15 protein-coding genes are annotated in these 13140 nt (G+C 59.4%); 8 read left to right on the top strand and 7 right to left on the bottom strand.

Annotation, left to right across the window (positions count from 1 at the left end; genetic code table 11):
- The first annotated feature begins 55 nt into the window (after positions 1–55).
- The gene (locus KRR23_RS17355) at positions 56–652 is read left to right on the top strand and encodes a MarC family protein (RefSeq protein WP_216743489.1); all 597 of its coding nucleotides are present in this window, start codon (positions 56–58) and stop codon (positions 650–652) included.
- Between the two features lie 73 nt (positions 653–725).
- Here the strand turns inward: KRR23_RS17355 and KRR23_RS17360 are convergent, their stop codons facing one another.
- The 7 genes from KRR23_RS17360 to KRR23_RS17390 all read right to left on the bottom strand — a co-directional run bounded on the left by KRR23_RS17360 (position 726) and on the right by KRR23_RS17390 (position 7878).
- Positions 726–1439, bottom strand: a complete 714-nt coding sequence (locus KRR23_RS17360) for a hypothetical protein (protein WP_216743490.1) — start codon at positions 1437–1439, stop codon at positions 726–728.
- 63 nt (positions 1440–1502) lie between these two features.
- Positions 1503–2315, bottom strand: coding sequence for a hypothetical protein (locus KRR23_RS17365; RefSeq protein ID WP_216743491.1), 813 nt, complete (start codon positions 2313–2315; stop codon positions 1503–1505).
- 420 nt (positions 2316–2735) lie between these two features.
- On the bottom strand, positions 2736–4436 hold the full coding sequence (gene cobJ / locus KRR23_RS17370) for a precorrin-3B C(17)-methyltransferase (protein WP_216743492.1): 1701 nt from the start codon (positions 4434–4436) through the stop codon (positions 2736–2738).
- The gene (locus KRR23_RS17375) at positions 4436–5167 is read right to left on the bottom strand and encodes a precorrin-2 C(20)-methyltransferase (RefSeq protein ID WP_216743546.1); all 732 of its coding nucleotides are present in this window, start codon (positions 5165–5167) and stop codon (positions 4436–4438) included. The genes cobJ and KRR23_RS17375 overlap by 1 nt, the downstream gene beginning before the upstream one ends.
- Positions 5167–5793 carry a precorrin-8X methylmutase gene (locus KRR23_RS17380; protein WP_123423700.1) on the bottom strand — a complete coding sequence of 209 codons (627 nt, stop codon included), beginning with the start codon at positions 5791–5793 and terminating at the stop codon, positions 5167–5169. Before KRR23_RS17380 ends, KRR23_RS17375 begins: the two co-directional genes overlap by 1 nt.
- Positions 5786–7165, bottom strand: a complete 1380-nt coding sequence (gene cobG / locus KRR23_RS17385) for a precorrin-3B synthase (RefSeq protein WP_216743493.1) — start codon at positions 7163–7165, stop codon at positions 5786–5788. The genes KRR23_RS17380 and cobG overlap by 8 nt, the downstream gene beginning before the upstream one ends.
- A 59-nt stretch (positions 7166–7224) precedes the next feature.
- Positions 7225–7878, bottom strand: a complete 654-nt coding sequence (locus KRR23_RS17390) for a hypothetical protein (RefSeq protein ID WP_216743494.1) — start codon at positions 7876–7878, stop codon at positions 7225–7227.
- Positions 7879–8156: 278 nt separating this feature from the next.
- Between KRR23_RS17390 and cbiE the strand changes: the two genes are divergently transcribed.
- The 7 genes from cbiE (at position 8157) to KRR23_RS17425 (ending at position 13126) form a co-directional block, all read left to right on the top strand.
- Positions 8157–9368, top strand: a complete 1212-nt coding sequence (gene cbiE, locus KRR23_RS17395) for a precorrin-6y C5,15-methyltransferase (decarboxylating) subunit CbiE (RefSeq protein ID WP_216743495.1) — start codon at positions 8157–8159, stop codon at positions 9366–9368.
- Positions 9361–10458 (top strand): cobalt-precorrin-5B (C(1))-methyltransferase, encoded by a 1098-nt coding sequence (locus KRR23_RS17400; protein ID WP_216743496.1) that lies wholly within the window; start codon positions 9361–9363, stop codon positions 10456–10458. The genes cbiE and KRR23_RS17400 overlap by 8 nt, the downstream gene beginning before the upstream one ends.
- The gene (locus KRR23_RS17405; protein ID WP_216743497.1) at positions 10455–11177 is read left to right on the top strand and encodes a cobalt-precorrin-6A reductase; all 723 of its coding nucleotides are present in this window, start codon (positions 10455–10457) and stop codon (positions 11175–11177) included. The genes KRR23_RS17400 and KRR23_RS17405 overlap by 4 nt, the downstream gene beginning before the upstream one ends.
- A 100-nt stretch (positions 11178–11277) precedes the next feature.
- Positions 11278–11685, top strand: coding sequence for a DNA-binding protein (locus KRR23_RS17410; RefSeq protein ID WP_216743498.1), 408 nt, complete (start codon positions 11278–11280; stop codon positions 11683–11685).
- A 38-nt stretch (positions 11686–11723) separates the two neighbouring features.
- Entirely contained in the window at positions 11724–12125 is a 402-nt protein-coding gene (locus KRR23_RS17415; protein ID WP_216743499.1) for a DUF2946 domain-containing protein, read from the top strand.
- A gap of 47 nt (positions 12126–12172) precedes the next feature.
- Positions 12173–12652 (top strand): copper chaperone PCu(A)C, encoded by a 480-nt coding sequence (locus KRR23_RS17420; protein ID WP_216743500.1) that lies wholly within the window; start codon positions 12173–12175, stop codon positions 12650–12652.
- A 54-nt stretch (positions 12653–12706) separates the two neighbouring features.
- The gene (locus tag KRR23_RS17425) at positions 12707–13126 is read left to right on the top strand and encodes a DUF2946 domain-containing protein (protein WP_103316991.1); all 420 of its coding nucleotides are present in this window, start codon (positions 12707–12709) and stop codon (positions 13124–13126) included.
- The last annotated feature ends 14 nt before the right edge of the window (positions 13127–13140 follow it).

The following is a 13140-nucleotide window of genomic DNA, read 5'->3' on the forward strand; positions in this document are numbered from 1 at the left end:
CCCCGCAGCGCCTGATAGACTCCTCCTCGACTTCCCTCGCCAGTGAGCTTGCCCCATGCTCCACGTGTTGTTCAGCGTTTACCTGAAGATGCTGGTGCTCTACAGCCCCTTCTTCGTGTTGTCCTGCTTCATCAGCCTGACCCGCGGTTATTCGCGCAAGGAACAACGTCGACTGGCCTGGAATGTCGCCCTCGCGACCCTGGTCTCCAGCGTCCTGCTGTATTTGTTCGGGCGGGTGATTTTCAGCGTGTTCGGCATCACCGTAGACGCCTTCCGCATTGGCGCCGGCAGTGTGCTGTTCATTTCGGCACTGGGCATGGCTCAGGGCAAGTCAGCGGTCCAGACCGACAACGTGCAGCAAGACGTGACCATCGTCCCGCTGACCATTCCGCTCACTGTCGGCCCCGGCACCATCGGGGCCTTGCTGGTGATGGGCGTCAGCCAGCCGCACTGGGACGACAAACTCACCGCCATCCTCAGTATCGCCATGGCCAGCCTGACCGTCGGCGTGGTGCTGTACCTGTCCAACCGCATCGAACGGATTCTCGGTGACCAGGGTTTGCAGATTGTCAGCCGGTTGATGGGGTTGTTTGTGTGTGCACTGGCAGCGCAGATTATCTTTACCGGAGTGAAGGGGTATTTGGCGCCGTAGACTCTGGTGAGCGGTGTCAAAACCACCCGGTCGCTCAATGACGACAGGGTTGGCACCGCTGTCCGAATTGAGTTCAGCTCAATATCAAGATTTTTTCCTCTCGCAGTCCTCCCAACCACGTGATGAAAAACTCTCGAAGCGGCTCATGATCCATCTCTTCCAATAACGCGACGCAGCAATTGACTCGTACCTTCCCGACAACGTCCTGAATGCTGAATGTTTGTTGCAGGAAGTCAGCATCCACCGCTTCCCGGGTTTCAAAACACACCGTAACCTGCGTCAATAATGCACCGGGACTCACCACACCCGCCTGAACCCGGACCCAGTTCGTCTGACCTGTCAGACTGAGATTATCTGTGTCATGGAACTCCCCCGTCCCCTGTGTGGCGGCGCCATGATCCACCGTGTGCACGCGCAACAGATCGATTGCCAACGGCGACAATGAGACCGCATCCAGGCTAGCAGTGATGTCACACACTGGCTGAGGCCCCAGGTGTTTAGCCTGACCAGCCTCAATCAATTCCTGGACGGAAAAATGTCCTTGTTCGAACGCTGAAAAGGCTTCGTCGCTGTCCTTCGAAACCATCCAGCCCGATACCCTCATCGCAATGCGCCAGGCACCTTGCCACTGGTCAAAATCGCTCACGGCAGGAAATTTCCGCGATGTTGCGACTTGAGTGTAAAGCAATGAATCCAAGACATCCTGACGTTCAACTGCGGACATTGCGCCCGAAAACAACAGGACATTTCCCGCACAAACACCGGTAATCGAATGATGATTTTCCACGCGTACTCCCTGCATCCAGACAACAGAAAAGGCTGAAGACCCAAATCTTCAGCCTTCCAGCAATCACTTGACGCCGAATTCCAGGGTAAGCGCCATTTCGCGCAGGTTGGCAAGTTCCTTGACGACCAATGCTTCGGTCATCGCGTAGTCCTCTTCGTCCATCATCATGCTCGACATACCTTTGTAGATGCTGACATCAGAGGAGTACCAGTCACCGAACAACACACTGGTGGACTGTTGAGGAGCGTGGTATTGGATGGCCCCGATAGCCATCAGAATTTCGCCATCCGTATCCTGGGTGCAGGACGCCATCGCGAAGGAACCACCCTCGGGTTTTTTTGCGTTTTTCTCGAACAGCTTCAAGGCCTCTGGTTCCTTTTTCAGCGCCTCGAGGGTGGAGCCGGTCATGGCGGTCAGGGCAGCGCCAATCGGAGTACCACCGGCCACTCCGGAAACAACCGTACCAATGATTTGCGCAGCAATGTTTGCCATCGTCAGTCGCATTTCGCTCGAGACATGGCGGATATAGTTATCTCGACTTACCATCCAGCCCAAGTTGCGCATGGTCTGCATGAAAAGTTTGTAACGAGCCTCTTTTTGACTTTCCTCCGGATACTTCATTAGCGACTTGATGTCCGCGTACATGAAGGTGTTTTTCACAATGCGTTTGTTACGCTTGGACATACCATCAAGAAAGCCAACAACACCTGCGCCCATAATGGCAGCATTCAACTCATCGGTATCCGCTGGAGTACTGGCGAAAGAAGCCATGGCCACACGCGCTGCTGGATGGGCAACGCAACTCTCTCGATTCAACGTTTCAATAAAGGTAATACGCTCGGCGGCCGAAATCTTTGGAAGTGCGTGTTCAATCATTATTCAAATCCTTTTAAGTTAGTGACATGCCCTCACTGGGCCTGAAAAACATTAAAGGATGAAAAGCCCACTTTCAACCACACTTCCGGGCAATTAATTAATTACACTTAATTCAAACAATCCACTGCAACCATTTATCATCACCTCCCGCGCGGACTTATCACCTACACCCCCCCAACAAACGCAAGCTCTCCACGCCAGTGTTTCTGATGACGAATATAGTGAGCCCAACAGGCCTACATGACTACGCAACTATTCGAAGTTTATTACGTCGACTGACCACTACCGTTTGATTTCGTTTCCGATATTTATCAGTGAAAAGTCTTACACGCTCAAGGGCGGTAAAGCGAACGATTGCCAGATAACGTAACACCCTGACCGCCAAGCGAGCACGGTCAGGGGAAGAAAGGCGGCCCTTGCTCAACGGGCCGGTCTTTCGCCATACCAGCGCGGTGTATACACCCAGTCTCCACCTTCAGCGCGCGGGAATACGCAGGTGGTGGATGAACCAATCAGCACCATGGTGCGCATATCAACCTGATCGGGGGTCAACTGTCCAAGGGTCGTGACATGCAGCGTCTGGCCCGGACGGCCGATATCCCGCCCCAACACCACGGGTGTTTCCGGAGTGCGATGCTGGGCGACGATTTCCAGCGCACGGCCCAATTGCCACGGACGCGAACGCGAGATCGGGTTGTAGAAGGCCAGGGCCAGGTCAGCTTCTGCCGCCAGGTCCAGACGCTTCTCGATGATCGCCCAGGGTTTCAGGTTGTCCGATAAAGACATCACGCAGAAGTCGTGGCCCAGCGGCGCACCGGCCTGCGCGGCGGTTGCCAGCGACGCAGACACGCCGGGAAGGATTTCCAGATCGACGCTGTGCCAGTTCACATCGCTCGACTCGTGCAAGGCCTCCAGTACCGCAGCGGCCATGGCGAACACGCCCGGATCGCCGGACGACACCACTACCACCGAGCGCCCTTGAACCGCGAGTTCAAAGGCGTGGCGAGCACGCTGCATTTCTTCGCGATTGTCGGTGCAATGCAGCACCTGATCGGCGCGGAATGGCCCGGCCATGCGCACATAGGTTTCGTAGCCAAGCACGTCATTGGCACGAGCCAGTTCTGCCTTGACTGCCGGTACCATCAGTTCCGCAGCGCCTGGGCCCAGACCAATCACGGCCAAGCGGCCGCGAGGACGACCGATCAGTGACGGGTCCAACGGTCGGTCGGCAACAGCGATGGCGATCCCGTTGCTTGTACGGATAAACACGGATTGTCCAGCGGCGTTCTCTGCCAGTTCAGCCACAGAACCAGCCACCGCAAAACGCAGCGGCACACCCAATTCCAGCGCCGCTTCGCGCAGTGCCGGGCTGGCCATTTGCTGATCGCTGGCCAACAGGCATGCCAGCGATTGCACAGCAATTTTCGCCTGATGCAAGGCATCGCGTATCGCGTTCGGCAGATCTGCAACGTCGGCGCTCACCGCGACAAGAACGTTTTGCGGGTAAATCCGTAATTCATTGGCCGCAGGTGCGCGTTCGGCGCTACCAATATGAATCGCCAGATGCGCTTGCGGATCTTGCGGCAACTGCGCTTGATCCAGCCACGGGGCAGCGCCTTCGATACGTACGCTCTCACCGGCCAGCAAATCCGAAACGAAGCGCTTGCCCAGTTCCAGATCGCCCAACGCATAGCCACTTGGCGGATTGAGCAGGCAAGTGCCGAAGCGCAACTCACCGCTGGTGGTGATCGCCGCAGCCACGCCCAAACCGTCAGCTATCTCGCGGGCCAGCACGTTCACCCCGCCCAGACCGCCCAATAGCGGCACGACCGCGCTGCCATCCTCGGCGACGGCCAGCACCGGCGGCTCAGCGCCTTTTTCCAAGAGCAATGGCGCCAGCGTGCGAATGACGATACCGGCGGCACACAAAGCAATGATTGGTGTGTCCTGTTGATAGAGCTGGCGTAGCGTCGCACCGAACTCGTGGTAAACGCGGTCCGCGCCGTCGACCCGTTCGGCCAGGCCGTGGATCAAGGCGCCGGGGTACAGCTGCTGGATCTTGCGCGCGGTCGCGAGGCTGCCATTGCCAAGAATGACAATCGCCGGAACTGAACGAGTCATCAGCCTTGCCACCTTTCGCCGGGAACGATGATCAACGAAAAATACGGCGAGGACATCGGCTCGACCTGATCCAGCGGCACGATCTTCTGATTGGCCATGGTGGCGCGCTCAACGTACAACGCACGCTCTGCCAGACCGAGTTCTTCCAGCACCTGACGCACCTTCGTAAAGTTGCGCCCCAGCTTCATCACCACCGCGGCGTCGGCGTCGGCCAAACGACGCTTGAGTTCTTCGTGCGGTAGCACCCCGGACAACACCGACAGGCTCTGATTGCGATACACCAGCGGCGCGCCGAGCACCGAAGCGCCGCCGAGCATCGAGCAGACGCCCGGCACCACTTCAGCTTCATAGCGTTCAGCCAGACGATCATGCAAATACATGTAGGAGCCGTAGAAGAACGGATCGCCTTCGCAAATCACCGCCACGTCACGCCCGGCATCCAGATGCGCGGCGAGCTGTTCGCCGGCCGCATCGTAGAAGTCGCTGATCACTTGCTCGTAGGACAGCGGCGGCGCCAAGGTCTCGGTGGTCACCGGGTAAACCAGCGGCAGCAAGGTTTGCGCGTCCTGCAAATGCGCTTCGATGATGCCGAACGCATTGCCTTTTTTACCCTTGGCGACGAAGTACGCCACCACCGGCGACTCGCGCAACAGGCGCAAGGCCTTGACCGTAATCAGTTCCGGATCACCAGGCCCCACGCCAAGGCCGATCAAACGTCCAGGTTGCTGCATCATTCAATCTCCGTGGCGAGGGCATTGACCGCTGCGGCGGCCATGGCGCTGCCGCCCAACCGACCTTGCATGATCACAAACGGTACGCCACGGCTGTCAGCCGCAAGCATTGCCTTGGACTCGGCGGCACCGACGAAGCCCACCGGGAAGCCGAGAATCAACGCCGGTTTTGGCGCGCCGGCATCGAGCATTTCCAGCAAGTAGAACAACGCGGTCGGGGCGTTGCCAATTACCACCACACTGCCTTCCAGGTGCGGACGCCACAGCTCCAGCGCCGCCGCCGAACGGGTGTTGCCGAGCTCGCGAGCCAAGTCCGGAACGCTCTCGTCACGCAAGGTGCAAATCACCGGATTGTTCGCCGGCAACCGCGCCCGGGTCACGCCTTCGGAGACCATCCGCGCATCACACAGAATCGCTGCACCGGCGGCCAGCGCATCGCGCCCGGCCTTGCCCGCGCCTTCGGAGAATTGCAGACCGTCGATCGCATCGACCATGCCGCAGGCGTGAATCACCCGCACCGCGAGTTTTTCCAGATCGGCCGGAATCCGGTCGAGGTTGGCCTCGGCGCGAATGATCGCGAACGAGTTGCGATAGATCTCCTGACCGTCGCGGATGTAATCAAGCATCAAGGGGGCTCCGTGGGCGGGCATCAAGCACTGCGCCGGCCGCTTCAATAGTGAGGTTGCGTGCTTGCAGGGCGCCGAAACCCGGCTGCCCTGCATCGCGAAAATAGAGGTCGTAATGACCGGGGCTGACTGCCAGCAAGGTGATCGGCGCGATGTGTGCGGAGGCACAGGAACGCGGGCAGCCGGACAGGTGAACGTGAACTCGGTCGCCACGACTTTGCAGCTGTGTGGACAATTGCAGGGCATCACCCTTTGTATCTGCCAGACCTTTGCCGCACCCGGCGGATCCGGTGCAGGCCACCAGATGGGCCAAAGCTTGATCGGCGCTCACCAGAAAACCCAGGGCCTGCATTCCCTCACTGAGCGCCGAGGCGTCCTGCTGGCGAATGTTCGGCAGCAGCAGGCTTTGCCAAGGGGTCAACCGCAGGCTGCCATCCCCGAACGCCTCGGCCAGAGACGCCGCGCCTTTGAGCATCGAAGCATCCAGCCGCCCCAAAGGCGGGACAGCGCCGACATAGACCAAGCCTTCCTGGCGCTGTGGATAAGTACCGATGTGCAACCCTGGGCGCGACTCAGGACGCTGCCAGTCACTGATCGGGGTCAACGGCACACGCTCGGCCAAGGCCTGCACTACCGACGCCAGCGAACGCTCGGCCAGCACATGCCGCATGCGGGTCTGATCCGGCCGCGCCAGATCGAGAAACAGCTCCAGCACCGCCACCACCAAGGTGTGACCGTCATTGCGCAACACCGCCCCTGCCGGTGTATCCGTGGGGCAACCCGCCAGGCCAAACGCCAGCCATTGCTCGCCATTGCGTTCAACCGCGCTCAACCAGAGGTCATGCGGATGTTCGAGCATCGCCAGCGCCTCGCCGCCATCCAGTTGCACGGCAAACTTGGCCGACAGCTGATGGAAACGCTCATGGCTTTGCAAGGAGGCGAGGATCTGCTCGGCCAGCGGACGGGTATCGAACAGCATGTGCCGATCGATGCCGGCACCGGGGCTGAGCATCAGGTTGCGTACATCATCGCCAGCAGCCGTCTTTGGGCCCAATCCGGCGGCCAACAGACATTCGATCAATGGCCGCTGCTCGCTACCAATTCCGCGAATTTGCAGATTGGCGCGGTTGGTCGCCTCAATCACTCCACCGGCATAACGCTCGGCGGCCTCGGCCACAGCCATAGCCTGGGCAGCGCTGATGGCCCCGCCATTCAACTTGATCCGGCAAATGCCGCCGTCCGATGCCTGGACGATACGCAGCAACCCCGGACAGGCCGAGGGGCGTAAGGCGGTGGGGGGCAGGGATTGTGTCACTGGGCGACCGGCGGCTAGGTAGAGGCGCGGTATTATGCCTGCTTTGTTCGCAGCCATGAAAATGACTGCCCACGGAGTCGACGAATGAACGCTCCCTGACACCGATGGCGATAAGTCTACTGGAGTTTGAGTTCTAACTCCGAGATGGCAATTTCCTTGATACGCCTTTCCAGGAACACCCGGTGTTGTTCGAACACCGAGCGATCAAGAAGAAAACGGCCATAATGCTGCAGCAACTTCGCTACGCGCTCTTCCCATTTAAAGAACAGAAACGCCTCAGGCACTAAACGCGAACGCAACCTGAAATTGTTGACGGTCAATTTCAAACGTTGCTGATCATCGCGTTCTACCGGCAGTATCTGAAAGTCTCCCCCCTCAGGGCCTGACGAGGAAAATTCCTTGAGGGCAGGTTTATCGGTGTGCAATGCATCGAAGGCCGCACGTGTAACATCGGCCTGTGCCGTGCTACCCCCCGCGATAAGGGAAGTCAAGTAGACCTCAGCAACGCTGCCGTAAAAATTCGGGTGATGTATTTCGGTAATGGCGTCGCCGGAGGGGACCCACCCCAAAAACTTCAGGGTACCCGCGAAGTGCAGAAACCAGTCGTCAAGCTGGGCAGCGTAGTCGTATTTTCCATCAGCCGCCCAGCGTGCCAGTCGTACGCTGTATCTGACATCGCGTTTCTCCTCCCGGGACAATCCCGCCACACAGGTAATAAGACTATTACCCACGATCGACGCACCGGGTTCTTTGTTGTCCAACTCTTTCATTCAAATTCATCCTTGAGTTATTAACTATATTCGACCATCTGCTTGACACATAAATACTGCATTCGAACGTTCAACACTAAACGACCGCTACCCTTCACACCATCCTGCAACTACAACAATCGATATCAACGCCACTACCCACCAACAACTCATCACTTCTACTACCGGTACGCCTATAGGCATCACCGGATGTACAAGGTGAACTGACCGGCATCACCTCAGCAAAGCTGCGTTATCATCGCGCCCTTATTGACCGCGTTTTTGAGCAGAGGATTGGCATGACCCCTTGGCTGACAGTGCTAGGCATCGGTGAAGACGGCTTCAACGGCCTGGGCAAGAACGCTCGGCGCGCGCTGCTGGGTGCTTCGCGGATTTTCGGTGGCCAACGGCAACTGGATCTGCTGCCGGTGTACGTCCGTGGTGAGCGCCAGCCCTGGCCGAGTCCGTTTTCCCTTGAGCCAGTACTGGCGCAACGCGGTGAGCCTATATGTGTGCTGGCCAGTGGCGATCCGATGCTGTTCGGCGTGGGCGCCAGCCTGACACGGCAAGTGCCGAGCGATGAAATGCTGATCCTGCCCGCGCTATCCTCCTGCTCTCTCGCTGCCGCCCGGATGGGCTGGCCGTTGCAAGAAGTCGTCACGCTGTCGGTGGTTGCCCGGCCAATCGCAGCGCTGAACGCTCAATTGTTCAGCGGCGTTCGTTTACTGGTGTTGAGCAATGACCGACACAGCCCTGCCGCGATTGCCGCGCTGCTGCGTGAACGCGGTTTCGGGCCGAGCCGAATAACCGTGCTGGAACACCTGGGCGGCGAGAGCGAACGACGCGTCGATGGCATCGCCAGCGACTGGACCGACCCGGCGATCGCTGACTTGAACCTGGTCGCCATCGAATGTATCGCCGAACCGAACACGCCGCGCCTATCGCGCCTGGCTGGCTTGCCGGACTCGGCCTTCAAGCACGACGGCCAACTGACCAAACGCGATGTCCGCGCCATCACCCTCGCCCGTCTCGCGCCGGTGCCCGGTGAACTGTTGTGGGATGTCGGCGCCGGCAGCGGCTCGATCGGCATCGAGTGGATGCGTGCGCACCCGAGTTGCCGCACGCTGGCCATTGAGGCCGATGCTGGCCGCCAGCAACTGATCGAACACAACCGCGACGCCCTCGGCGTGCCCGGCCTGCAACTGATTCGTGGCAGCGCGCCGCAGGCGTTGGCCGGTCTTGAGCGACCCGACGCTATCTTCATCGGTGGCGGCGTCACCCGCGATGGCGTGCTCGACACCTGTTGGGCGCAGCTCAAACCCGGTGGTCGGCTGGTCGCCAACGCGGTCACCCTGCAAAGCGAGATGACCTTGATGGCCTGGCGCGAACAACACGGTGGCGAGCTGACGCGGATTCATATCGCTCAGGCTCAGCCGCTGGGAGAGTTCGACACCTGGCGCCAGGCGTTGCCGATCACCTTGCTGGACGTGGTTAAACCCTTCGATGCGTGACGAAACCGCCGAACAACCCGCGCCTCTGCGCAGCGGCCTGACCACCGGCAGTTGCGCCACCGCGACCAGCCTCGCGGCTGCGCGCCTGCTGCTTGGCGCGGTGACTAGCGACGCGGTGGAAATCGTGCTGCCCAAAGGCAAACAGGTACAGATGCGCCTGGAGTTTTGTCGACTGACTGCCGACGGTGCCGAAGCCGGAACCATCAAGGATGCCGGCGACGACCCGGACGTGACCCATGGTGCGTTGCTCTACAGTCAGGTGCGCTTGATGGCCGAACCCGGTATTCGTTTCAGCGCCGGCAAAGGCGTCGGCACTGTCACGCGCCCGGGGCTGGTATTGAGCGTCGGCGAACCGGCGATCAATCCAGTGCCGCGCAAGATGATCACCGACCACCTGCTACTGCTGGCTCAGGAGTTCAGCTACGGCGGCGGTTTTGAGGTGACGGTCAATGTCGAGGACGGCGAGGCCCTGGCGCTGAAAACCATGAACCCGCGATTGGGTATTCTTGGCGGGCTGTCGATCCTCGGCACCAGCGGCATCGTTCGGCCGTTCTCTTGCGCGGCCTACATCGCCTCAATCCACCAGGGCATCGACGTCGCCAAAACCAACGGTTACCTGCACATCGCCGCCTGCACCGGCAACGCCAGCGAAGACACCATGCGCCGGGTTTACGACCTGCCGGAAATCGCCCTGATCGAAATGGGCGACTTCGTCGGTGCAGTACTCAAACATCTGCGCAAAGTGCCTGTGGATAAACTGAGCATTTGCGGCGGCTTCGGCAAGATCAGCAAACTCGCCGCCGGACATATGGATTTGCACAGTCGCCACTCCAGCATCGACCTGCCGCAACTGGCCGAATGGGCCGCAAACATTGGCGCAGACGCAGCATTGCAGCAAGGCATCCGCGAGGCCAACACCAGCCAGCAAGCCCTGGCGATGGCCAGCGCCGCCGGTATCGCCCTTGGCGATGCGGTGTGCCAGCACGCGCTGGATTTCGCCCGCAGCGTAGTGCCCAGGCAGGTTCAGGTCGAAGTGTTTGCCATCGATCGCCAGGGTGGCATCGTCGGTCATGCCGGAGCTTTCCAATGAAACGTCTGTTGCTGCTCGGCGGTGTCACCGAAGCCTTGGCGATTGCCCGAACCCTCGGCCCGCAACACATCTACAGCCTGGCGGGCGTGGGTCGGGTGCCGACCGACCTGAACTGCCAAGTACGCGTCGGCGGCTATGGCGGCGCTGAAGGCCTGACGCAATTCATCGAGGCTCAAGGCATTGATCTGCTGCTCGACGCCACCCACCCCTACGCCGCACAAATCAGCCAGAACGCCGCCACCGCCGCACAACAAAGCGGCATCCCGTGCTGGGCGCTACGCCGTCCGGCGTGGCAAGCGCAGGCCGGGGATGACTGGCGCGAAGTCAGCGACTGGGCCGAACTGATCGAAGCACTGAAACCGTTCAAGCGTCCGTTGTTTACCTTGGGCCGCGAACCGTTGCAGCACCTGGATGAAATCCCGCCCGAGCAGTTCTGGACCTTGCGCGCGCTGGAGGTTTATCCAGGCAACGAGCGCTGCGAAGTGATCGGCGCACGCGGACCGTTTTTCATCGAAGACGAACGCGCGCTGTTCGAACGCCGGCAGATCGATGTGCTGATCAGCAAAAACAGCGGCAGCAGCGCCACCGAACCCAAGCTTGAAGTGGCCCGCGAACGCCGGGTGCCGGTGTTGATCCTCAAGCGGCCAGTGTTGCCGGGGGTTGATCGGGAGTTTGGGAGTGTGGCTGAGGTGTTAAATGCGATGAGTACACCCGGATAAAGCTGTACGACTTTACGGACAACATCTCAGGAACGAGCCGACTGTTTCATTTCCCTGCTCAAGCTTATGGTTCTCGGCATAAACCGCGCCGAGAATGAAAATGGCAATCACATTTACCCGTTTCGATCCCGTAGACTTTATTCAAAGCCCTGGAGAAATTGCCGCCTATCTTCAAGCCTGCATTGAAGAAGATAGCGGCGATGGCGAGCTTTTCCGCGAAGCCCTGTCAGATATAAGCCGAGCTCAAAACCTTCCACCCGCGACTTCCGCAGATAAACACGCAACTGATCAAGTGTCGATTATGGCCTGCAGCCGAAACGTCTTTCATACAATCATTGCTCGAATCAACCGAGACCCGGAATTCGCCCGGGCATTACAAAACGAAGCCGCTACACTCTTTCGAAACGGTGAGCCGGAACTCGCTCACCGCATTTTGCACTTGTTGATCAAGGCGCTGCGACACCACACCGCACGGCGGTTTTTTACTTATCGCCCCCGATCAGGCTAAATACCCGGCTTGATCACCCACCCAACCGGATATGACCCATGTCCCGACAACGGCTAGCATTTGCCTGGATCGCCTGCTTCGCAGTGCTGTTCAATATGCTCGCCATGCCGATGTCCGGCGCGATGGCGCAAGGTGCCAGTCAGTCGCCGGCCGAGCAATTGTTGTGGGGCAGTTTCTGCTCGTCCAGCGGGACGAAAATGGTGGCGATTTCGCTGGGCAAACTTGAACAAAAAGCCCCTTCAAACGACGATCATTCAAATATGCAGCATTGCTGGTGCTGCTCAGGTTCGGCGCCTCTGATGGCGTTGCCGGGCCATGTTCCGCAGCTGTATTTCGCGCGTTTCGAGGCCAATCGAAGCCGACCGACGCCGACCCTCGACATCCCCACGCCACGCCAGCAATGGCCAAGCCTCAATCCTCGAGCCTCTCCTCTGGTCTGATTACCCTCGCAATTGATCTGCGTGTCTAATCGTTCTGGAGAACTGCCATGTTGAAGAAACTCATCGTTCTGGCCGCCCTGCTGCTGCCCGCGTGCTTTGCCAATGCCCATGAATACAAAGCCGGCGAACTGGAAATCGCACACCCTTGGTCGCAAGAGCTACCGCCCAACGCACCAACGGTTGCTGCCTATTTCGTAATTCACAACAACGGCAAAACCGCCGACCGCCTGCTCAGCGTTGCTTCGCCGATCGCAGGCATTGCCGAGCTGCACGAGCATGTGATGCAAGGTGATTTGATGAAAATGCAGCAAGTGCCGAGCGTCGAGATTCCAGCGGGCGGCGACATCACGTTCGCGCCGATGGCTTATCACGTGATGCTGCTGGAGCTCAAAGACCGCAGCCTGCTCCGCGACGGCAAACGCTTCCCGCTGACCCTGCATTTCGAAAAGTCCGGCGATGTGACCGTCGAGGTCGCCGTACAGAAACAACCTCCCGCCGGCACCGAAGCGCACATGCACGCTCAGTAATCACAGCCTGAAAAACCTGTGAACGCACGGCGCTCGCTCAGCGTCAGGCGGTCAGTGCCGCGCCGCACCTCGTTGAAGGTTGCACGCGGTAGCTGGATCAGCCTGTTCGCCATGTTGATGATCTTTATCGGCCCACTGATTTCTCAGTCGATGCCGATGGATCAACGCATGCCGATGCCTATGAACATGTCGATGGACATGAGCATGGACATGTCGGCGAACGCCCACGCCGAGCAAAACGCGCAAGCGGCTGCCGAACACTGCGCACCAAAACCCGATCACCACGCGCTCTGGGAAAAGTGCGGCTATTGCAGCCTGCTCTTCAACTGCCCCGCGCTGCCCGGCAGCCTGTCGTTCGCTGCCTTCGACACACCTTCCGCCCACAGTTTCATCAGCCCCTCCCCCCGCCTGGGCCATGCCCGGCAAACCGTCTTCCCCGGCGCCCGCACCCGCGCCCCGCCCATCGTCGCGTAAACACCCACACCACT

Source organism: Pseudomonas sp. CVAP#3, assembly GCF_018986375.1.
GTDB classification, from domain to species: Bacteria; Pseudomonadota; Gammaproteobacteria; order Pseudomonadales; family Pseudomonadaceae; genus Aquipseudomonas; species Aquipseudomonas helvetica.